General features: G+C 65.8%; 25 protein-coding genes. 7 read left to right on the top strand and 18 right to left on the bottom strand.

The genetic code is table 11. The features are described from left to right. The 5 genes from EDF58_RS26660 to EDF58_RS19845 all read right to left on the bottom strand — a co-directional run bounded on the left by EDF58_RS26660 (position 1) and on the right by EDF58_RS19845 (position 4,711). The gene (locus tag EDF58_RS26660; protein WP_132268661.1) at positions 1 to 441 is read right to left on the bottom strand and encodes a helix-turn-helix domain-containing protein; all 441 of its coding nucleotides are present in this window, start codon (positions 439 to 441) and stop codon (positions 1 to 3) included. Continuing rightward, the gene (gene fliN / locus EDF58_RS19860; RefSeq protein ID WP_207913050.1) at positions 441 to 806 is read right to left on the bottom strand and encodes a flagellar motor switch protein FliN; all 366 of its coding nucleotides are present in this window, start codon (positions 804 to 806) and stop codon (positions 441 to 443) included. Before fliN ends, EDF58_RS26660 begins: the two co-directional genes overlap by 1 nt. An 11-nt stretch (positions 807 to 817) precedes the next feature. Next, positions 818 to 2,374: a flagellar basal-body MS-ring/collar protein FliF gene (gene fliF, locus EDF58_RS19855; RefSeq protein ID WP_207913063.1), complete on the bottom strand. Its 1,557-nt coding sequence runs from the start codon at positions 2,372 to 2,374 to the stop codon at positions 818 to 820. A 392-nt stretch (positions 2,375 to 2,766) separates the two neighbouring features. Continuing rightward, positions 2,767 to 3,441 (bottom strand): FliH/SctL family protein, encoded by a 675-nt coding sequence (locus tag EDF58_RS19850; protein ID WP_243654386.1) that lies wholly within the window; start codon positions 3,439 to 3,441, stop codon positions 2,767 to 2,769. Positions 3,442 to 3,676: 235 nt separating this feature from the next. Continuing rightward, positions 3,677 to 4,711 (bottom strand): flagellar motor switch protein FliG, encoded by a 1,035-nt coding sequence (locus EDF58_RS19845; protein ID WP_132268655.1) that lies wholly within the window; start codon positions 4,709 to 4,711, stop codon positions 3,677 to 3,679. Between the two features lie 99 nt (positions 4,712 to 4,810). On the opposite strand from EDF58_RS19845, the gene EDF58_RS19840 reads away from it, so the two are divergent. The 4 genes from EDF58_RS19840 (at position 4,811) to EDF58_RS19825 (ending at position 11,246) form a co-directional block, all read left to right on the top strand. Next, on the top strand, positions 4,811 to 7,516 hold the full coding sequence (locus EDF58_RS19840) for an SBBP repeat-containing protein (protein WP_132268653.1): 2,706 nt from the start codon (positions 4,811 to 4,813) through the stop codon (positions 7,514 to 7,516). 11 nt (positions 7,517 to 7,527) lie between these two features. Further along, positions 7,528 to 7,950, top strand: coding sequence for a flagellar biosynthesis protein FlgB (locus EDF58_RS19835; RefSeq protein ID WP_132268651.1), 423 nt, complete (start codon positions 7,528 to 7,530; stop codon positions 7,948 to 7,950). Between the two features lie 682 nt (positions 7,951 to 8,632). Beyond that, positions 8,633 to 9,736, top strand: coding sequence for an XRE family transcriptional regulator (locus EDF58_RS19830; RefSeq protein WP_243654385.1), 1,104 nt, complete (start codon positions 8,633 to 8,635; stop codon positions 9,734 to 9,736). Positions 9,737 to 9,818: 82 nt separating this feature from the next. Then, a complete protein-coding gene (locus tag EDF58_RS19825) occupies positions 9,819 to 11,246 on the top strand; it encodes a bifunctional diguanylate cyclase/phosphodiesterase (RefSeq protein WP_132268650.1) in 1,428 nt (475 codons plus the stop codon). Between the two features lie 298 nt (positions 11,247 to 11,544). Here the strand turns inward: EDF58_RS19825 and EDF58_RS19820 are convergent, their stop codons facing one another. The 8 genes from EDF58_RS19820 to flgC all read right to left on the bottom strand — a co-directional run bounded on the left by EDF58_RS19820 (position 11,545) and on the right by flgC (position 16,493). After that, a complete protein-coding gene (locus tag EDF58_RS19820) occupies positions 11,545 to 11,967 on the bottom strand; it encodes a flagellar biosynthesis protein FlgN (RefSeq protein ID WP_132268648.1) in 423 nt (140 codons plus the stop codon). After that, a complete protein-coding gene (locus tag EDF58_RS19815) occupies positions 11,957 to 12,256 on the bottom strand; it encodes a rod-binding protein (RefSeq protein WP_132268646.1) in 300 nt (99 codons plus the stop codon). The genes EDF58_RS19820 and EDF58_RS19815 overlap by 11 nt, the downstream gene beginning before the upstream one ends. Before the next feature lie 2 nt (positions 12,257 to 12,258). Continuing rightward, complete coding sequence (locus tag EDF58_RS19810; protein ID WP_243654384.1) at positions 12,259 to 13,350, bottom strand: flagellar basal body P-ring protein FlgI; 1,092 nt, start codon at positions 13,348 to 13,350, stop codon at positions 12,259 to 12,261. 98 nt (positions 13,351 to 13,448) lie between these two features. Beyond that, a complete protein-coding gene (flhB, locus tag EDF58_RS19805; RefSeq protein ID WP_132268643.1) occupies positions 13,449 to 14,543 on the bottom strand; it encodes a flagellar biosynthesis protein FlhB in 1,095 nt (364 codons plus the stop codon). A gap of 4 nt (positions 14,544 to 14,547) precedes the next feature. After that, positions 14,548 to 15,333, bottom strand: a complete 786-nt coding sequence (gene fliR / locus EDF58_RS19800) for a flagellar biosynthetic protein FliR (protein WP_132268641.1) — start codon at positions 15,331 to 15,333, stop codon at positions 14,548 to 14,550. Positions 15,334 to 15,337: 4 nt separating this feature from the next. After that, the gene (locus EDF58_RS19795) at positions 15,338 to 15,601 is read right to left on the bottom strand and encodes a flagellar biosynthetic protein FliQ (RefSeq protein WP_132268639.1); all 264 of its coding nucleotides are present in this window, start codon (positions 15,599 to 15,601) and stop codon (positions 15,338 to 15,340) included. Positions 15,602 to 15,714: 113 nt separating this feature from the next. Then, positions 15,715 to 16,074, bottom strand: coding sequence for a flagellar hook-basal body complex protein FliE (locus EDF58_RS19790; RefSeq protein ID WP_132268638.1), 360 nt, complete (start codon positions 16,072 to 16,074; stop codon positions 15,715 to 15,717). Positions 16,075 to 16,085: 11 nt separating this feature from the next. Further along, complete coding sequence (gene flgC / locus EDF58_RS19785) at positions 16,086 to 16,493, bottom strand: flagellar basal body rod protein FlgC (protein WP_132268636.1); 408 nt, start codon at positions 16,491 to 16,493, stop codon at positions 16,086 to 16,088. A 118-nt stretch (positions 16,494 to 16,611) separates the two neighbouring features. On the opposite strand from flgC, the gene EDF58_RS19780 reads away from it, so the two are divergent. From EDF58_RS19780 to fliP, 3 genes are read left to right on the top strand one after another with little or no spacing between them, the layout of a single operon-like run. Then, on the top strand, positions 16,612 to 16,845 hold the full coding sequence (locus EDF58_RS19780) for a FliM/FliN family flagellar motor switch protein (protein WP_132268634.1): 234 nt from the start codon (positions 16,612 to 16,614) through the stop codon (positions 16,843 to 16,845). A gap of 4 nt (positions 16,846 to 16,849) precedes the next feature. After that, entirely contained in the window at positions 16,850 to 17,191 is a 342-nt protein-coding gene (locus tag EDF58_RS19775) for a flagellar biosynthetic protein FliO (protein ID WP_132268633.1), read from the top strand. Then, positions 17,184 to 17,927 carry a flagellar type III secretion system pore protein FliP gene (fliP, locus tag EDF58_RS19770; protein WP_132268631.1) on the top strand — a complete coding sequence of 248 codons (744 nt, stop codon included), beginning with the start codon at positions 17,184 to 17,186 and terminating at the stop codon, positions 17,925 to 17,927. Before EDF58_RS19775 ends, fliP begins: the two co-directional genes overlap by 8 nt. Positions 17,928 to 17,996: 69 nt before the next feature. Here fliP and EDF58_RS19765 read toward each other — a convergent pair whose 3' ends face one another. The 5 genes from EDF58_RS19765 to EDF58_RS19745 all read right to left on the bottom strand — a co-directional run bounded on the left by EDF58_RS19765 (position 17,997) and on the right by EDF58_RS19745 (position 20,987). Continuing rightward, positions 17,997 to 18,647 (bottom strand): PilZ domain-containing protein, encoded by a 651-nt coding sequence (locus EDF58_RS19765; RefSeq protein ID WP_132268629.1) that lies wholly within the window; start codon positions 18,645 to 18,647, stop codon positions 17,997 to 17,999. A 23-nt stretch (positions 18,648 to 18,670) separates the two neighbouring features. Beyond that, positions 18,671 to 19,108, bottom strand: a complete 438-nt coding sequence (locus tag EDF58_RS19760) for a hypothetical protein (protein ID WP_314463893.1) — start codon at positions 19,106 to 19,108, stop codon at positions 18,671 to 18,673. 113 nt (positions 19,109 to 19,221) lie between these two features. Then, complete coding sequence (locus tag EDF58_RS19755; RefSeq protein WP_132268628.1) at positions 19,222 to 20,088, bottom strand: flagellar motor protein MotB; 867 nt, start codon at positions 20,086 to 20,088, stop codon at positions 19,222 to 19,224. Between the two features lie 12 nt (positions 20,089 to 20,100). Then, positions 20,101 to 20,424, bottom strand: coding sequence for a hypothetical protein (locus EDF58_RS19750; protein ID WP_243654383.1), 324 nt, complete (start codon positions 20,422 to 20,424; stop codon positions 20,101 to 20,103). 32 nt (positions 20,425 to 20,456) lie between these two features. Next, a complete protein-coding gene (locus EDF58_RS19745; protein WP_132268626.1) occupies positions 20,457 to 20,987 on the bottom strand; it encodes a chemotaxis protein CheD in 531 nt (176 codons plus the stop codon). Between the last annotated feature and the right edge of the window lie 2 nt (positions 20,988 to 20,989).

Raw genomic sequence — 20,989 nt, 5'->3', positions numbered from 1 at the left:
TCAATGACGGATCAGGCCGGGCGGCACCGCGACACCGTCGGACAGGAACGTGCGCAGCTTGTTGCGCATGGTCCGAACCGAAATGCCCAGCATCGAGGCGGCGGAAGTGCGATTGCCCCGGCAATGTTCCAGGGTCTTGAGGATCAGCTCGCGCTCGACATCGGCGATGTTCTGCCCGACCAGCTCGGAGACGGCCATGGCCACGGGCTGGTTCGCCCGCTCGCCGCGCAGCCGCGAGAGCACGTCCTGCAGGTTCACCGCGATGTCCACGACCACGAGATCGTCCTTGGCGCGGTGCCAGTCCTCCAGCACGGTGGAGCTGGCGGTGCCCACGGCGATGCTGGCGGGCGAACCGCGCACCATCTCCACCGCCAGGCCCATCGCGTTGCCGAGGTCGCCGACCAGCATCAGCCGGGTCGGATCGTGTTCGGAGTAAGGCATCATGCCTCCTGCCGGACGATTTCGGTGAGCGTGATGCCCAGCGTGCTGTCGATCAGCACGACTTCGCCGCGCGCGATCAGGCGGTTGTTGACGAAGATGTCCACCGGCTCGCCGACGCGGCGGTCCAGTTCCACCACCATGCCGGGCTTCAGGCGCAGCAGGTCGCCGATGTCCATCCGCGACCGGCCCAGGACGGCCTGGACCTTGACCGGCACGTCGAACACGGCCTGGAGGTCGTCGGGCGTGGGCGGCGTGGTCGGACGGGGAGACCAGGCGGCTGCGGCATCCTCGCTCGCTTCGCCGTTCGGGTTTTCGTCGGACAGGTGAGCAGGCGCCAGCTGGCGCGGCTCGAGCTCGTCGCTCATGGTCATACCTTTCAACTGTTCATCCACTGACGGATTACGGATGCGGATTCTCCGGGACTGGCCGAGATGGCGTCACCGATGCGGCGCAGGGCGGAGAGCTTGATGCGCCCGTCCACTTGCGCCAGGGCAATTTCCTGGTCGAGCATCTCGCCTTCGTTGGCGCGCATTTCGTCGAGCTGGCGGATGGCCTCCTCGTCGCCGGCCGCGGCCCGCTCGTTGAGGGCCATCATTTCGGCATCCTCGGCGGTCAGGCGGCGCTCCACCACGCCTTCGACCAGCGGCGGCTCGGCCAGCTTGGGCTTGAGCATGCGGATGGCGAAGAGGATGATGCCGCCCACGATCAGGATCTTCAGCACGTCGAAGATGCGGTCCATGGTCAGGCCGAAAGGCAGGCCGCCTTCGGCGCCGTCGAGATCGGTCGGCGCGTTGAAGGCCATGTTCTCGACCACCACGCTGTCGCCGCGGTCGGCATCGAATCCCACGGCATTCTCGACCAGTCGCTGCAGGCGCTGGACCTGCGGCGCGGGAAGGCCCTGCGGCCCGCCGTCCACCATGACCGCCACGGTCAGGCGCTTGACCTGGCCGGGGGTGCGGACCGCGACCTTCTGGGTGCGGCTGTTCTGGTAGGTGGTGTCTTCCGAGGTCTCGTTCTGCGCCGAGCGGCGGGCGTCGCCGCCATTGCCGTTGACGTTGCCCTGGTTGTCGGGAAGCTGCGAGCCGACCGTCACGCCCTCGGCGCCGGCGGAATTCTCGTCGCTCTGGTTGTTCGATTCCACGGTGACCGTGTGGGCCACGACCTGGGTATCGGGATCGAAGACTTCCGATTCCTCGCGCACCTGATCGCGTTCGAGCACGGCCGCCACTTCGGCGCGCACTTTGCCCTGGCCCACGATCGGTTCGATCATCGCCTCGATCTCGGTGCGCAGGCGCGCTTCGACGGCGTTCTGGCGGTCTTCGAGATTGCCTGCACCGGCGTCACCGCCCTCGCCCGCCCGCGCCAGCAGCGCGCCGGTCTGGTCGACGATGGAAACCGCCTCGGGATTGAGATCGGGAACGGCCGAGGAGACGAGGTAGCGGATCGCCTGGACCTGCTCGCTGGAAAGGCGCCCGTTGGTCTTCACCGTCACCGCGGCGCTGGCCTTGCGCGGTTCGGTTTCGAACATCGCGTGGTCCGGCATGACGACATGGACGCGGGCCTTGCTGACCTTTTCGAGGCTCTCGATCGAGCGGACCAGTTCGCCTTCGATGGCGCGGGTCTCGTTCAGCTTCGCGCGCGAGGAAGAGATGCCGAAAGGCTCCTCTGCATCGAGCACTTCGTAGCCGATCTTGCCGCCCAGCTGCTCGGAGGCCATCGACATGCGAAGCTCCGCCAGCTTGTCGACCGGGGCCATGACCGCAGAGCCGTCGGCGGAGAGCTGGAAGGGCACGTTCTGGCCCTTGAGCTTCTCGCTGATCGACTGGGCCGCCGAAGGATCGAGATCGGTATAGAGATAGCCCATCTCAGTCGCAGGACTGCGAAACGCCATCCATCCGAGCCCGGCCAGCAGGGCAAGGGCCACGCCGCCCATCAGCAGGGCACGGCGGGGACCGACCTGCTCGATAAAGTTCCGCAACGGGTTCAAAAGTCGCCTCTTACGTCAGCGGCGTCACCCCCTGGTGTCGCCCCTGACATTATAGGATAAACGCTAGGCAACTCTTGCCGGGAACAGGAAAAGTTTATGCAGGAATTTCCGGGCCGGTAGTCGAACTTGGACACGGCCCCGTGCAGATGCCGGACGGGCTGGAGAGTCAGGGGCGCAACCGGCGCGCCGCCGTCAGCGAGGCCGCAGTCCCGCTGGCCATTGCCACGCGGTCTGCGCCCCAGTCTGCACCCAGGTCTTTTCGGTGGAAGCGGCTCCCGGCCGATCGGGAGCCTGACGGTCTGCGGCGCGCCGGAAAGCCGGCCAAGCGCCGGACCGGCTCACGACGAGACGGCGTCGCTTTCGGGTTCCTGCCCCAGAACACCGGCGAGTTCGGCCATGACCGCGGCACGGCGCGAGGCCGCGTCGATGTTCAGGCCGCCTTCGGCCCAGCCGATATGGGCATCGCCGGAAGGGAGCGTGTCGTCGTCGACCACGACGATGGAGATCGCCCGCCGCTCGCGCGCGCGGCGTTCCTCGACAAGGCGCTCGATATCTTCACGCATGGCCGGGTTCGCGCGGATCGACAGCGCGGTATCGCGCGAAACCTGATCGAGCGCGCGGGTCAGCGCTTCGTCGATGGCGCGCGCGGGTTCGGCGGCAATGGCATGTCCGGCCAGCAGTTCGGCGGCCTGGAGCGCAATCGCCCCGGCCTCGGCAATGACCTGATCCATCACCGCATCGAAACGGCTCTCGACATCGTCGATCGAGGCATGAAGCGCATCGGTGGCGGCCAGCATGGCTTCCGCCCGCTCGCCCCGCGCCTGCTCCAGGCCCGCCTCGAAGCCATCGACCCGCGCCCGCGCCAGCTCGGCGACGTGGTCCTCGTGCAGGCGCTCTATACGGGCCTGGAGTTCCTCGACGTGCTCGCGCAGTTCATCGTGTCGTCGTTCGTCGACCTGCTCACTGGACGGAAAACGAAATATCCTGTCGAAACCGAATGGCTGAATGGTCATGGGATCCTCCATCATCGCCGCACCCTCGGAATTCGGACGACCTTCCGGTCGCGCATCGCGGACATGGTCCCGCGAGGCATGAAACAGTTCGAAATCGTTCGGCCGATACGCCATTGGCTTCCCCAAATGGCAAGCTCGCGACACAAGCCGCGAGCGCACCGGATACCGGAATCTTCCCTGCTCGTTCCGTACGTTAACCCGGACGAGCAGGATATCAAACAGGTCATCGCACCGATCAATAGATCATGGCGTCGTCGCTCTTGGGATCGACGAGCATGATCTCGCCCCGATCCCCAAGCGACTTGGCAAGACGCACCAGAGCCGTCTGCGCTTCCTCGCATTCGCGCGCGCGCACCGGACCCATGGCCGACATGTCGTCGCGCATCAGCTTGGCGGCACGTTCGGTCATGGCGCCGAAGAACAGCTTCTTCATCTCGTCCGGCGCACCCTTGAGCGCCAGCGCCAGTTCGCGCTTGTTGCAATTGCGCACGATCGTCTGGATCGCCCCCGGCAGCAGATTGCCGAGATCCTCGAAGGTGAACATGAGTGCGCGGATACGTTCGGCCGATTCCGGCGCCTTCTCGTCGAGCGCGCCAAGCATGGCCTCTTCGGTCGAGCGGTCCAGCGCGTTGAACAGTTCCGCCATGGTCTCATGCGGGTCGCGGCGCTGGGCGCGCGACAGGTTGGTCATGAACTCGCTCTTGAGCGTCTGCTCCACCTGGACGATCACGTCCTTCTGCACGGTATCCATCCGCAGCATGCGCATGACCACGTCGGTCGCGAAATCGCGCGGCAGTTCGGACAGCACGCGCGCGGCATGGTCCGGGCGCAGCTTGTGCAGGATCACCGCAACGGTCTGCGGATATTCGTTCTTGAGGTAACCCGCGAGCACGGCCTCGCTGACGTTGGACAGCTTGTCCCACATCGTACGGCCGGAAGGACCGCGGATGTCCTCCATGATCTCCTTCACGCGGTCCGCCGAGAGAATGCCTTCCAGCAGCCTTTCGGTGGTCTCGTAGGAGCCATGCAGCGTCGCCATGCTCGCCACTTCGCCCGAGAACTGGACGAGCAGGTGCTCGACGACGACTGCGGGCACCCGGCCGAGCTGGGCGATCGTGGAAGACAGCTCCTTGATTTCCTCGGTGGTCAGCTGTTCCCAGATCGGACCGCCATGGTCGCGTCCAAGGGCCAGCATCAGCGCGGCAGCGCGCTGAATTCCCGAGTATTTCTTGAGCTCCGGCGGCTCAGCCACCGCGGCCATCATCGTCACTTCGATACCCCCGAAAAATTGCTCAATTCCGCACGGTTTGGGCGCTGTTCCTTCTATTTATAGGAGGAAGGCTTGCGCAACCGCCCGATGGAGACAGAATTGACGATAAATATAAACAACGGGTTGATCGGACTGTCGGTTCTGGGTGGCACCAGTGCCTATTCCGCCCTGTCGTCCTCCCTCGCCGCCCTGGACAGCGCTGCCGTTCTCAAGGCCAAGAAGGCCTTCACCCTCGCCACGCCGGAAACGACGCCGCCCTGGCAGGAAGCCGCCGATACCCGCCCGGTCAGCGCCCAGATCGTCGCGCTCAAGCGGATGCTGTCGCTGGTGGACACCACCAAGGACAGCTCGCTGGGCGATCTGCCGGATGTCCAGACCGCCTTCACCACCTACAAGGCGCTCGACCGGCTCCGCATCCTGGCCGAAAGCGCCGCCAAGGCCACGACGTCTTCCACGGAGCGCGCCTCGCTCCAGAAGACATTCGCGCAAGGGCTGCTGGACCTTCAGTCCTTCCTGGGTTCGGCCGACACCGATCTCGTCTCGCTCTATTTCGGGTCGAAGACCAGCAACGCCACTTCCGTCGCGATCAAGTCCACGAACTCCAGCGGCGCGGTCATCGGTGAAGGCGTATCGGCCACGCGCAATGCGGCCATCTCCGGCATGACCGGCAGCGAAGTGCTGCAGATCAAGCTGACCAAGGGCAGCACCACCGAGACCGTCAATGTCGACCTTTCGGCAACGACACAGCCGCCCACGCTCGATTCGGTCGCGGCCGCGCTTAATGCCGCCATCGGCAGCAGCCAGGCACTGGACACCAGCGGCAATCCCGTGGTCGATGCCAATGGCGACCCGATCAGCAAGTGGAAGTCGAACTTCACCGTCGAAAAGAACGACGGCAAATGGGGGCTCGTCTTCAATCCGGCGGGCAGCGAGAAAGTCGCCATCGACCAGGTCGGCGGCGGCGACGCACTGATGGTGGCCAGCGGCGAGACCGCGAAGGATGCCGCCACCGCTGCGCGCGTGTACCGGGTGGAAGACCTGGACGATTCCCTGTCCTGGCAGCGCCTGAGCAAGCTCAACGCGGTAGACGGCACCGCCACGGCAGACGCCAAGGCGAACGCATCCTCCACTGACGACGAGGACAAGGACTATACGGTCGCCGCGGCCACCCAGGCCAAGGCGATCGCGACGGATTCCGAAGGCTTCAGCTATGTCGTCGGCACCACGGCCGGGGATGTCGGCACGCGCATCTCGGACGGCTCCGACGATCTGTTCCTCACCAAGGTCGACAGCAAGGGCAATGTCGTATGGCAGCGCAGCCTGGGCGCTGCAGGCAGCGCGCAGGGCGCCGCCGTCAGCATTGCCGCCAATGGCGACATCGTGGTCGCCGGCACGGTAGACGGTGCCTACAACGGCGGCGACGACAGCCAGACCGACATGCTGGTCGCGCGCTACAACATCAAGGGCGACCAGCTTTCCGCCACCGTCATCCGGCAGGTCGGTAACGAAACCGCAAGCGCCGTGACCGTGGGCGACGATGGCAGCATCTATGTCGCGGGCAAATCATCGACGGGCGGCGGCGATGCGTTCATCGCCAAGCTCGATGCGACCGGCAAACTTCAGGAACGCCGCGCGATCGACAGCGGCGGCCTCGATTCCGTCACCTCGCTCGCCATCGACAACGACGGCAACCTCCTTGCCCTGACCAGCGAAAGCGGCGTGGCCACGATCCATCGGATCGACTCCACCTCGCTCTCCACCGATCTCGGCTCGATCACGCTCGGCAAGGTTTCCGCACGCGCCATCGCCGTGTCCGACAGCGGCGAGATTGCCGTCGTCGGCACCACGAGTTCGGCGGTGAGCGGCACGCAGGTCAACAGCATCAATGGCGGACAGGACGCGTTCGTCACCCGCATCGATGCCGCCCTGTCCTCGGCCAGCACGACGTATATCGGCACCTCGGCCACCGATCAGGCCGACAGCGTCACGTATCTGAACGGTACGCTCTATGTCGGCGGCCGCACGGCGGGAGACCTGTCGGGAACGAAGTCCGGCACTGTCGACGGCTTCGTCGCGCGGATCGATGCTTCCACGGGCGCGATCGAGAAGATTTCGCAGTGGGGCATGTATACCTCGACCACGGAGCCGGTGAAGATCTCCGCCGTGGCAGGCGGATCCACGGTGCTGGGCGCGCTGGGCCTCAACCGCGGCACACTGAACGAGCAGGAATCGACCACACTTTCCTCGCAGACCAACCTGCAGGCGGGCGACAAGTTCACGATCCGCGTCGATGGCGGGGCCACGCGCACCATCACCATCGGCAAGGACGAGACGATGGTCTCGCTGGCGCAGAAGATCCAGAAGATCACCGGCACCAAGGCCACCATCACCACCCCGCGCGTGAACGGCCAGACGACGCTCAAGATCCAGGTGAAGTCCGGCTACCAGGTCGAACTCGGTTCCGGTCCGGACAACAAGGACGCCCTGTCCAAACTGGGCATAGACCCTGTACGCCTGGTCGCTTCCAAGGCACCCGATGCCGATGCGCCCAAGGTCACGCCCGGCGGCACTTACAGCCTGGGCCTCGCCACGACCCTGTCGGTGAAGGATGCCAAGACGGCTGCAGTCGCGCTGGCCCAGATCAAGTCGGCCCTCTCCATGACCCAGACCGCCTATCGCTCGCTCTATTGGGACTCGTCGAAGGCGACCCTGGTGGACGGCGCGATTACCGGCGGCGGCACGGTCTACCAGCAGAAACAGCTCGCCAACTACCAGGCCGCCTTGTCGCGGCTTACCGGTTCCTGAGGTAAACCTTCATGTCTTCTCTTCCTCCTATTTTCGATGGCATGGGCCAGGCCATGAAATACATGGCCGAGCACCAGCGCGTGATCGCCGAGAACATCGCCAACAATGAGACGCCCGGGTTCAAGGCGCGGACCGTGGACGCGCCGGACTTCTCCTCGCTCGTCTCGCAATATGGCGTAGCGGGTACGCCCCGCGTCTCCCGGCCGAAAGTGGAGCTGTCCAGCGGCATGGCCGCGCTCGGCGCCCGCCCGCCCCTGGCCGGCAGCCATGTCGTGCTGGACGGCGACACAACCGAAACCAAGCCGGACGGCAACAATGTCACGCTGGAAGACCAGTTGCTTACCCTGGGGCAGGTCCAGGCCGACTTTGCGGCCATGACCAATCTCTACCGCAAGCAGATGGGCCTCATGAAAACGGCCCTCGGCCGCGGCTAAATCGCTTCGGGAGAGGATGTCCAAGGGCGCGGTACCTCACAGAGGGCCGCGCCCTGTAAAAGGACGATCCGACAAGCGTGAAATCCGGCGTGCGATACCTCGAAAGGGGTAGGCCGCCCTCTGCAGGCGAATCGCCGATCAGGCGGGTTCGTTCAGCCTGCCTTCAATCTATCCCTGCCTTATCCTAAAAAATCGACGAAGCGATTCTGATAGGAGGGAACTGGATAAGCCGCAGCACGTTCAAAAGCGAAACTATTTGTATTTCAGCTTTTTAACTCTGCCTTTGCGGGACGAGGACGCCTCCTGGACAAGCGGCACTTGATAGGAAAGTTTTTCCTGCAACGAAGCTGAAATTTCCGGGAAACACCACAAGACTAGCCATTATGGTGCAAAATAGGAAGGCAACTGGTGGAAGTTATTGCCGGTCACGACAATCCGACCCACTTTGGTACGATATACATAATGGATTATTGACCAAGTGGGCGTTCCGTGGAACAAATTCCTCATTCATAGCCAGATAAGAGCTTCAATGACCCAAAAACCGCTTGGATCGCAGAAGCGGACTGGGAAGGCGCTTGCCACGGCGCCGACCGCAATCGAGATCGATGCATATCGAACACTCGTCTTTCCGAACCGCATCCGGAAATTTCGCAAGCAGCTGAATATTGGATCGCTGCTAGAGTTGTCGGAGAAGCTTCCGACGATCACCTATATTCGCCTTTCGAAGATCGAGAGGGGAGAGATCTTTGCGCGTGCCGGAGAGCTGCGCGATATCGCGGCCGCCCTCGGCATCGATGCCGGCGAACTCCTGATCGACATCGACGATCCGGATTTCGACATCTCGGCCTGGGCGGATCCGCTCCATGGCAGCGACCGTGTCGATCCCGCTGCCGAGCGTTTCGCCGTGCTGCTGGCGGCGGCCCTGCGCACACGCCGCGCGGCGGATGATGCCCTGACGATCGCCGCTCTCGAGCACGAATATGGGATCGCCCCGGTTATCCTGTCGCGTATCGAGAATGCCCTGAAGCCTTTCGATCGCTGGAACGAGGAAGTCCGTGCTTCCCTGCGCCGGCTGTTCGCGGCTGCGGACGACGGCGAACTGATCGCCATCGTCACCGAGGCGCATCAGCGCGGAGACCTGGATCCGGTGCTGCCGCTCGTGGCGAACCCGGAACTGCGGATCGCCAAGTCCCGCGGTCGCATCGCCGCCCTGCGCGACGAACTGCACGGCCCGTCTCGCGCGCAAGGCATCACACGCGCCGTGCCGCATCCGCTGCTCGATCGTCCGCCGCTCGATCGTCCTTCCCTGGGCCGCGCCATGAGCGAGCGCCCCATGCTGGAACGCGGTGCCGGCAGGCGCCGCGCTGCGGAAGCTCTGGCGGAAGATGCCGGCGGCGATACCATGGTGGCGGAGCACCCCTCCGTTCGCCTCGTGCCCGTCTTCGGCAGCCCCCTGGCCGATGGACTGATCGCCCTCACGCCGGCCGGTGCCCAGGTCGAAGCGCCGCGCAATGCCGGGCCGCGCGCCTATGGCCTGCGCCTGGGCCGGGCCACGCTCGGTGCAGGGCTTCCCGGACGCTCGGTCCTGATCGTCGATCCCGACCGCTTCCCCTCTGCCGGCGGCCTTGCCGTGGTGACGGAAGCCGAAGGGCTGCGCGTCCTCTCGGTCACGCTCGACCGTCATGGACGGATGCTCGGCTACAGCGAGAACCCCGATCTCGAAGTCGCCATAGACGAGCTGGATCCGGCCAATCTTGCCACGGTCCTGGCGGCCGTGTTCGAATAGTAACAGCAAATGACATGAGGCCGGGCCCATAGTCCCGACCGGCCCCATATAATGGTATGTGTCAGACCCCCCGGAAGGCACGATGCGCATACCTAAACTGTTCAAGCCGAATGGAAAGCGGCCCCCGCCGCGATCCACGGCCGACCCGGCGGGATTCTCCGCCGCGCGCGTTCCGCCGCTGACGCTGGTCTCGCACGCCCTCGCCCGCCTCCGGGCGCCCGATGGAGCCCGTCCTCCCGACGGCAGCGCTCTCTCTGAAAGCGCGCCTTTCACACGGGCCATGCCACCGCGGGCCGTCTCGCTGCTGATGGTCAATCTCGACCGTTTCAAGCTCATCAACGATCTCTGCGGCCCTGCTACCGGCGACTTCCTGATCGACATCGTTCACGAGCGCTGCCGCCGCGTCCTGCGCCGCTCGCATGTCATCCATCTCGGTGCCGACGAATTCGCCTGCTTCCTGCCCGAAGATCGGCCCCGCGCGGCATCAGGCATCATCACATCCGACCTCCCTGCCGAGCGCCTCGCCGCGCAGTTGCTGGAAGCGATCGGCGAACCGGTCAGCCTCGGCCGCCACATGGTACACCTGACCGCCTCCATCGGCATCGCCACGGACCACGCGGGAACAGTCCCCGCGGAGGAACTGCTGCGCGGCGCCTCGATCGCCCTCACTCATGCCAAGGATGCAGGCGGCGATTGCGCCCGGCGCTTTTCACCCGAGATGTTCGCCAGCCTGGCCGAGCGGGCCTCGCTGGAAGAGGACTTGCGCGGTGGCCTGCTGCGCGGCGAACTCGTGCCCTATTACCAGCCCATCGTCGCGCTCGCCTCGCGCCGGGTCGTCCGCTTCGAGGCCCTGGTGCGATGGCGACATCCGCAGCGCGGCCTGCTTGCCCCGGACAGCTTCCTGCCGATCGCCGAGGACGTGGGCCTCAACGATGACCTGCTTTATGCGATGTTCCGCCAGTCCTGCCGCGATGCGCACGAGTGGGGCGGCGGCACCGGCCTCGCGCTCAATATGTCGCCATGGCAGGTCTGCGAACCGCACATCGCCTCGCGGCTGCTGCGGATCGTCTTCGCCAGCGGCCTCAGGCCCGACAGGCTGACGGTGGAGATCACCGAGAATGCAGTGATGCACGACGTCGCCGCTGCCCAGGCCACCGTTGCCGCCTTGCGCGAAGCGGGCATCAAGGTGGCGCTCGACGACTTCGGCTCGGGCTATGCCAGCCTCAGCCGCATGTGCAAGATCCCGCTGGACATGATCAAGATCGACCGCACGCTCGTCCAGTCGCTCGACAGCGATGCCGGGCGCAAGCTGGTGAAAGTGGTCGTGGATCTCGGCCAGAGCCTTGCCATGCCCGTGACGGCCGAAGGGATCGAAACCGAGCAGCAGGCACGCTATCTCGCCGATCTGGGCTGCACGTTCGGCCAGGGCTACCTGTTCGGCCGCCCGGCGCCGGCCGACGAGACCGCCGCCCTCCTGGCGGGGAGCCTGACGGTTCCGCTGGCCTGTTGATCGGCGCGCCTCGCCGCCCGCGATGTCGCACGGGACGGGTCCGAATTCCGCATAAGAGGTGTTTGGCCGGGATTGCTAAGCAGCGTTCTCGTTGGAACGCAATGGAAGCGCGTGAAGGGTCGTGCGCTTTCTGGACCGTCGGAACCATACCCCGGAACTTCCCTCCCGCGAAGGCCGCGTGCCGCAGCTTCCGCGCGGCCGGAAGGCAGCCCTGCGCGCCGGTGCTGGCACAAGCTCCAGCCCTGACTCCAGGAAAAGCCCGGCGAGAGACCGCTGGTCCCCTGCCGGGCCTTGCCGGTCAGTATTCGCTGTTGAACGAGATGGGTGTGGTCAGGTCGAGGCGCGCGATGTCGCCTTTGGAACCATAGGTATAAGTGCGGTTGCCAGAGAGACGCTTGGCCTCGTTGGCGATGGCGCCCATCATTTCCATCGAGAGTTCGATCTGGCGCTCCAGCAGGGCCGAGTTCACCAGCGAGGCCGCGCGCAGTTCGCCCAGGGCTTCGGCCAGGCGCTCGCGCGTCTCGTCGTCCATCTGCTCGGTCCATTCCGGGTCGAGCCGGTTGCGCCGCGCCAGGACTTCTTCCAGCGACCCCACCAGCCGCGTCTTCGCCGCCGCCAGTTCAGCCAGTTCGAGCGCGCGCTCGCGGCCTTCGAGACGCTCGGTCTCTTCGCGCATGACCATCGAGAGCGAGGTCATGATCTCGATCAGCTCATTGGGCATGGCCATTGCCTCCCTGCAAACGGATGATCTGCGCTTCCACGGCCGAGGCGATGCCCAAGCCCTTGCCCTTGGCGATCTGGGTGCCGATCTGCTCGGCCAGGACACCGCGGAACATTTCCTCGCCGTGGCCGCCGTTGAAATCCTCGCCCTGCTCGACGGTCTCCAGCATGATCTTGGTGATCTGCCCTGCGAAGACGCCTTCGAAATCGCGCGCCACTTTGGCGGGGCTGCGATCCGGCGTCTGGACCGCGGGATGGGAAGGAAGCGAAGCAAGAATCGGATCTGCCATCTTTACTGTACCGCTATTTCGGCCTGCAGCGCGCCCGCCGTGCGCAGCGCCTGCAGGATGGTGATGAGGTCGCGCGGGCTGACGCCCAGGGCATTGAGCCCGGCAACCAGGGTCTGGAGCGAAGTGCCGCCGTTCAGCACTGCCAGCGAGGCGCCGCTGCCGTCGTCCGCCTGGACGTTGGTGCGCGGCACCACGGTGGTCTGGCCGCTGGAGAACGGCGCGGGCTGCGAGACGATCGGCGTCTCGGTGACGCTGATGGTCAGCCCGCCCTGCGCGATGGCAACGGGGCTGACGCGCACGTCCGCGCCCATGACCACGGTGCCGGCGGCTTCGTTGATGACGATGCGCGCGGGCTGGTCCACTTGTACCGGCAGGTTCTCGACACGGGTGATGAGATCGATCACCGAGCCGCCGGCCGGGTTGATCTCCACGGTGCCGGGGTCGAGCACCTGGGCGGCGCCGGGCGCCTCGCGATTGATGGTCGCGGCGATCTGGCGGGCGGTGGTGAAATCGGGATTCTTCAGCGCCAGTTTCAGCGTCTGGGCGGAGCGCAAGTCATAGGGAACCTCGCGCTCGACGATGGCGCCGCCGGCGATGCGCGCGGTGGTCATTACGCCGCGGCTGAGCTTGGCCGCCGCGCCCTGCGCCTTGAAGCCGGATACCGCGACCGGGCCCTGCGCCACGGCGTAGATCTCGCCATCGAGCGCGCGGAGGGAGGAGACCAGCAGGATGCCGCCCTGCAGGCTGGTGGAATCGCCGAGCGCGGAGACCTGCACGTCGATGGTGGAGCCCGCGCGGGCGAAGGCCGGCATGGTCGCGGTCACCGTCACGGCGGCCACGTTCTGCGTCAGCATCTGCGTGCCGCGAATGTTCACGCCCATGCGCTCCAGCATGGCCTGCAAGGTCTCTTCGGTGAAGGGAACGTTGCGGATGCGGTCGCCGGTGCCCTGGAGGCCGACGACGAGACCGTAGCCGACCAACTGGTTCGACCGCACGTTCTCGACATCGACGATGTCCTTGATGCGCGGCTGGGGCCCGGCGAAAGCCGCCGTGGGCGCCAGCGCCGAAGCAAGTGCCACCAGGCCTGCCATCATGGCGAGACGCGGACCTTGCATCCTCGATTTGAAAGGCTTGGGCATCACTGTCCTTATAGGAAGAAAGAGGCGGCTGGCGGCGGCTGCGGCAGGGATTTTCACGGGTATTTCCGGGCCGCACCGGCGCCGCTGCCCGTGCGCGCCAGGCGCATGACGTAGCCGATGATCTCGGCCACGGCGGCGTAGTGCTCGATCGGGATCGGCCGGTCGATGTCGACGGCGGCGTAAAGCGCGCGGGCGAGCGGCGGGCTCTCGACGATCGGCACCCTGGATTCGGTGGCGATCTCGCGGATGCGCAGGGCAATGGCGTCCACGCCCTTGGCCACCACCACCGGCGCGGCCATGGCGCCGTGGTCGTACTTCAGCGCGATGGCGTAGTGCGTCGGATTGGTGATGATGACGCTCGCCTCTGGCACCGCGGCCATCATGCGTTTGCGCGAACGCTGCATCTGGATCTGACGGATCTTGGCCTTGATCTTGGGATCGCCGTCGCTCTGCTTGTGCTCGTCCTTCACTTCCTGGAAGGTCATCATCATGCGCTTCATGAAGGCGCGGCGCTGATAGATGAAGTCGAACAGGGCCAGGGCCATGACCAGCATCAGCACTGCGCGGATCGCCTCGTATGCCAGCGTTCCCGCCGCGGCGCCGATCGCGCCCGGCGCGAAGCCGACCAACTGGTCCAACCCGGTCACGCGCGGCTTCAGCACCAGGAAGACCACCAGGCCGATGGCGCTGAACTTGGCCAGGGTCTTGCCGAATTCCACCAGCGCACGCATGCCGAAGATGCGCTTCATCCCGCTGGCCGGGTTGAGCTTGGACCACTTCGGCTTCAGGCGCGACCAGCTCAGCGTGGCGCGACCCTGAAGGAACATCGTGGCCACCGCGCAGGCGAACAGCACGCCGAACACCGGCAGCATCGAGAGCATGAAATGGCGCGCCACCCCGGTCATCAGGTTCTGCGCGCCATCGGGATCGAGCGGATAGTCCTCGGCGCTGCCCCAGAGGCGGGTCAACATCATGCCGAGATGGCGGATCGCGGAAATGCCGACCCAGCCCGTGACGATCAGCGCGCCGGCCATCATCGTGGCGTGGCGCACTTCCGGCGCCATCGCCACTTCGCCGCGCTTGCGGGCATCGTCGAGCTTCTTCTGGGTCGGCTCGTGAGTCCGCTGGTCCTTGTCGCTCTCGGCCATGGCGCTAGAGGCTCCATCCGTTCTGCATGAAGGCACCCATGGCGTTCGCGAAGGCCGTCAGCATCGTGCCGAGAGTCATCGCCAGCAAAGAGATGCCGAGCAGCAGGTTGAGGGGCTGGGTGATGAAGAAGACCTGGATCGACGGCGCCACGCGGGCGGCCAGGCCGAGGCCGACGTTGAACAGCGCGCCATAGAGGATCAGCGGCGCGGCCAGGCTGACGCCCAGCGCCAGCGACTGGCCGGTGACTTTCACCGCAAGATCGGCGAACTGCGCGGCGGGCGGCAGTCCGCCTACCGGGAACACCGAATAGGACTGGAAGATCGAGGCGATCCACAAGTGGTGGACGCCCAGGCTCATGCAGACGATCACCGCCGCGATCCCGAACAGGCGCGAGAGCAGCGGAGACTGCCCGCCCATCGAGGGGTCGGCCACGAGCGCGGAGGCCAGGCCGACCTGCAGGCTGGCAATCGATCCGGCGACGGCGGCCGCGCTGAACAGGATCTTCACGATCATGCCCATCGCGATGCCCACCAGCACTTCGCCGATCACCAGGAGCGGCAGCGAAACGTCCGACTTCACCGCCGGCGCGACCTGGCCCTGGAGCATGCCGTAAAGGCCGACCGTGAAGCCCAGCGACATCACCAGCCGGATCTGCGGCGGCACCGAATCTTCGGAGAAGGCCGGCAGCAGCATGATCACCGCACCCACCCGGCAGAACAGGATCAGGAACGTCGCCGCATCGATCGGCAGCGCCGCCAGGGTCACCATGTCGAGGGATGCGCCGGCCATGGTGTCAGCCAGTGACGATGGCGTCGGCGATGCGGTCCATGAAGGCGCCGAGGGCATGGCCGATCATGGGCAGCGAAACCAGCATGACCACGCCCAGGACCAGGATCTTGGGCACGAAAGTCAGGGTCATTTCCTGCACCTGGGTAAGGGCCTGAAGCAGGCCGATGGCGACGCCGACGATCAGCGCGGCGATCAGCATGGGACCGGCGATGGTCAGCACCAGCACCAGCGCCGCGCGCGCGATCTCGATGGCTTCGGGTGAGGTCATGACTGCCGTCTGTCTTTCGGTGGAAGGATGTGGCGTTTGCAGGATGTGGCGGCAGGATGTGGCGGTTGCAGGCCGGGATTCCGTCCCGGCCGGCCCCGCCACTGCGCGGTCGTCTAGATCTGCATCCGCATGATGTCGGAATAGGCGCTGACCACGCGGTCGCGCACGGCCACCACGGTGTCGAGCGCGCTTTCCGCTGCGCCGATGGCGGTGACGACGTCGATCAGGTCGCCCTTGCCGGCCACTTGCTTGGCGCTTTCGGCTTCGGCGGTGCGCAGCGAGGACGAGGCGTCGGTCACCATGGATTCCACCATGGTGCCGAAGTTGCCGCCCGCGCCGGATACCGCGCCGGACAGGCCTCCGGCCATGTCGCCGAGGCCGGCGAGGCCGCCCCCGCTACCACCGACCGACGGCCCAGCCGTCTTCATCGCGCGGCCATAGGCGGCCGCGGCGTCGAGTGCTCCGATTGCCATGGAGATGTTCCTTACTTGAGCAGGTCGATAGTGCGCATGGTCATGCCGCGCGCGGATTCGATCGCATTGAGGTTGGCTTCGTAGGACCGCTGCGCCGCCTTCATGTCGGCAGCCTCGATCAGCGGGTTGACGTTGGGCTGGCTGACATAGCCCTGCGCGTCGGCGGCCGGGCTACCCGGCTGGTAGACGCGCCCGAACTGGCTCTTGTCGCCTTCGATCGACTTGACGGCGACCTGGGTGGCACCGCTGGCACGGTCGACTTCGGCAGTGAAGGTGGCGACCCGGCGGCGATAGGGATCGGCATCGGGCGTCTTCGCCACGGAATCCGAGTTCGCCAGGTTTTCCGCGATCACGCGCATTCTCAGCGACTGGGCGCGAAGGCCCGATGCCGAGACGCCGATCGAGTTCTGAAGTTCCATCAACACAGCTCCTGCCCTGCCCCTTGCGGCAGTCAGCATCCTTATAGGCATTTTTTGCCTAGCGGCGGCATGCTCCTATAAAATAATTCCTATAAGCAGGCTTGAAAGGAGACGCGTCATGTCCGTTCTCGAAGGCATTCCCATCGACATGTCGATCGTACTCGGATCGACCAGCATCCCCATCCGGCAGGTTCTCAAGATGAGCCGCGGCGCAATGATCCCGCTCGATTGCGGGCACAACGATCCCACCCGCGTCTATGTGAACGACCAGCTGGTGGCAGAAGGCAAGATCCTGGTGAACGGCGAGGTGATGTCGCTGGAGATCACCAAGGTCGTCGAACGCGAGCGCTGAGAGGATGGATTTTCTCTCTCTGCTGCGCACCATCGGCGCATTGGGCGTGGTGCTCGGCATGCTGGTCGGCGCGCTCTGGGTGGTGCGCCGCTATGACCTGAAACTGCCGCAGAAGTGGCTGAACGGCCAGCTTTTTGCCGGCATGGGCCAGGCTCGTCCCGATCGCCGGCTGGAACTGATCGAGCGCCTTGCCATCGATCCCCGCCGCTCGGTCGTCCTCATCCGCCGCGATTACCGCGAGATCAGCCTGCTGATCTCGCCCGAAGGCGTCGTCATGCTCGATTCCGCGCCGTGCATCGGCCCGGTCTCCCCGAAAAGTACACCGAAAGCCCCTGTCGATGCATAAACGCTATGCCATTGCCGCCGCGCTGTGCGGGGCGGCAATTCTTGCCGTGTTGCCCGAAGCCGCCATGGCCCAGAAGGCCGCCGGCGCCCTTGGCGAAGGCGCGATGTCCGGAAGGGTGATCCAGCTCGTCCTGCTGATGACGGTGCTGAGCCTGGCGCCCGGCATCCTGATGACGGTCACCTCGTTCACGCGCATCATCGTTGCCCTTTCGCTGCTGCGCTCGGGCCTTGGCGCCCAGGGCGTGCCGCCTAACCCGGTCATCATCAGCCTGGCGCTGTTCCTGTCGTTCTTCGTCATGGCCCCGACGTTCGATGCAGCCTGGAAAGAGGGCATGGTCCCCTACAACCAGGGCCGCATCAACGAGACCCAGGCGCTGGAACGTGCCAGCAAGCCGTTCCACACTTTCATGCTCAAGCAGGTCCGGGACGACGACGTGAAGCTGTTCGTCCAGCTCTCCGGCAAAGTGCCAGCTTCGCGCGCGGATCTGCCGATGACGACGCTGATGCCCGCTTTCATGATCTCCGAACTGCGCCGCGCTTTCGAGATCGGCTTCCTGCTGCTGCTGCCGTTCCTGGTGATCGACCTGGCAGTGGCCGCCGTGCTCATGGCCATGGGCATGATGATGCTGCCCCCCGCGACGATCTCGCTGCCGATGAAGATCATCTTCTTCGTGCTGGTGGACGGCTGGGCGCTGATCGCCGGGTCGCTGGTGAAGAGTTTCGGGGTGCCCGGGTAGCGGCCCTTCGCCATCCGGTTCGCCTGAAGGGGGCGCGGCAGGATCAGGCCTGCCGCGCCCCTTTTGTCATCAGGCGCCGTAGCGCAGCACGCGGTTCATCAGCCAGGGGCCGAAGTCCGCAAAGGGCAAGGGTTCCAGGAAAGAGAGGCCATAGGCGCCCTCTCCCACCCAGCGCACCGCGGCTTCGCGTTCGCCCAGGCCCGGAAGAGTGAGCCTGACGATGCTGTCGCGCGCGATCTGCACTTCCGCGACCAGGCGTGCGCCTCCCTGCGAAAGGTCGATCAGGCGGACGTCGTGGCGCTGGTGCGCAGCCAGCAGCTCGGCGCCGCAATCGACGTCGAAGCGCGGCCCGCGCGCAATGCCCTCGGGACCGATGCGATTGGCGACATGGCCCAGCAGTCCCGCGACGTCGACCGGCGCGTCGAACTCCACGCCGATCCGGCCGTTGAGCGACCAGCGCACTTTGCCGCGCAGCACGTCTCCGGCCTTCAGCGTCGCCTCGACCTTCTGGTCCACGGCGAAAGCACCGTGGACTTCGGCCATGAAGCCGTTGTCCGAGATGTTGCGGATGCGGCAGATCGTCTCGCCCGAATGGCTGGCGAGCTTGCCGATGAGCAGGATCGTCGTGACCCGCGGCCCGCGCGCAACGCGCGGCGGCACCGGCGACGATGACGGGACGGCCCCCGCAGGCTGCGGCATGGCGGACGATGACAAGGGCATCGCGTCTTTCTCCCCCGCCCCGCTCAGACCGGCGAGGCCTGCGTGACCACCACGCGGTGGACGAGATCCTTGCCGTAGACTTCCACGGCGGCGTCCATCACCACCCGGCGGAAGGCCTCCACGCCGGGGATCATGCCGTCCGGCCCGCTGGCCAGCGGCGTGCGATACGTGCGCATGTTCACGGCGTTGAGCAGCAGCGGCAGCTGGCCGGTCACATCCTCGGCCTTGCCCTTGTCGACTTCGATCTGGCACTCGAACGAGACGTAGCCCGACAGGCGGCCATCCGGGAAAGTCAGCGGGGCAAGGATGGTGCCCGTGGGCACGAATTCGGTCTCGACCCGGACAGGGCCAAGGTCGGGCATGACCTGCGGCAGGAAATGCCGGGCCGCATAGGCGCCGCCAATGCCGACACCGGTGCCGGCGATCAGCGCGACAAGGCCGATCACGATCCGCTTGATCACGATAGTCTCCAGTCTCGTTTATCTGAAAATACGCCGAAGGCGCATTTTGCGGCACCGGCCCAGGCCCCAATCGGTGCCGTTCTAAAAATGCGAGCCATTTTTTATGCTGACTCTCAGAACTTGAAGCTCGCATCCTGCGGCAACGCAGAAGGTTCGGCCATGACGACGATGGTGATGCGGCGGTTTTCCGGGCGGTCCGGGCGGTCGGGATAGACCGGCTCGGTCCCTGCCTTGGCCACCACTTCGGAGAAACGATCCGCCGGCAGGCCGGAGGCGACCAGGGCCGCGCGGGCCGAAAGGGCGCGCTGCGCGGAGAGGTTCCAGTTGGCCTCGCTCTGCCCGCCGGTGCTGTCCGTATGTCCTTCGATGGCGACCTGGGCGCCGGTACCGGCCAGCTTGCGAGCGATACGGCCCAGCAGGTTGCGGGCATAGTCGTTGAGCTGGGCGGTCGGGCCCTTGAACATCGAGCGGTTGGCGTTGTCCATCAGGTGGATGCGGAAGCCGTCGCGCGAAGGCTCCACGTCGACGCTGCGCTTGCCCTCGCTGGGATCGACAGGCGGATCGAGCGAGAGCTGCATCTCTTGCGCCATGACGCGCAGCGCCGCCTCAGGCACATCGGCCGTGCCGCCGCGCGCCGCACCCTTGGTGCCGGCTTCGGCGGAAGGCTGGCCCACGGCCCGGTTGTCGGCCGACTGGTTGCGGCGGCTGTGCCCGCCAAGCCCCGGCTGCGAGCCGGGCTGGTTGGTCAGCGTCGTCGCCGGCGAAGACCGGTCGGCATTGGGCGAGAAGTATTCCGCCAGGCCCTTGAGCTGCTCCTTGTCCGGGTTGGCCAGCAGCCAGAGCAGCATGAAGAAGGCCATCATCGCGGTCACGAAGTCGGCATAGGCGACCTTCCACGCACCGCCGTGATGACCGGCGTGCGCATGCTTCTTGACCTTGCGGATGACGATCGTGGGATGATCTTCGTTGCCCCGTGCCACGCTTTGAATTCCTCAGTCCAGGGCGGCGCGAAGCCGGTCCTGCATGACGCTCAGCCGCACCTGGCCGATCGCCTCGCCGGGGCTCTGCCCGCCGGCCACGCGGTCGAGCAGCGCGGCGCTTTCATCCACATGCTGGGCGATCAGGTCGAAGGCCTGGAGCTGGTCGATATAGTCCAGCACGAAGCGCTCGTCGTTCACCAGTACGCCGGCCAGCTGTTCCAGCAGTTCGCGGGCCACGCGCATCTCGCGGGCCAGGGCCTGCCAGAGCGGGGCCGCCGGACCCTGGCCCGGTTCCGTGCCCAGTGCCGTCCCGAGTCCCTCGGATTCGATTGTCATTGCTTCCCCCTGAATGTCCGCCCGTTCCATGATCAGAACAGCTCCAGTTCGCCGGTCGGCTGGAAGACCGGCATGGGCTTGGGACGGACGACGGGCGGCAGCGGCTGGTCCATCACCAGCGTCGCGCGCACCCTGCCCTCGTAAGGCATGAATTCCACCTTGCGGGCTTGCGTGCCGCCAAGGTCGCTGTGATCGAGCGCAATGCCTTCGGTCTGCATGAAGTTGCGCGCGAACTGGCCGTTCTTGGTGCCGATCCCGCCCAGCCCGGCGACGATGTTCGCCCCGCCGTAAAGGTGGCCGCGCAGACGCGAACGCTGCGCGCCGCGCTTCATCAGGGCATTGATGAGCAGTTCCATCGCATGGACGCCGTAGCGCTGCATGTCCGCCGGGTTCACCGGCGCATCGGCGCCCGGCTCTCCCAGCAGGAAATGGTTCATGCCGCCAACCCGCGCGACGGGGTCCTGCAGGCAGGCCGCGACGCACGAGCCCAGCAGCGTCGAGATGACGACGCCGGACTGGTTGACCACATGATATTCACCCTGGACGATGGCAACGCGGCGCATGG

Origin of the sequence: Novosphingobium sp. PhB57, from assembly GCF_004342985.1 — a bacterium.
In the GTDB taxonomy this organism is placed as follows: Bacteria; Pseudomonadota; Alphaproteobacteria; order Sphingomonadales; family Sphingomonadaceae; genus Novosphingobium.
Note: the sequence above shows the minus strand (reverse complement) of the source record. Positions and strands in the feature narration are given on the sequence as shown.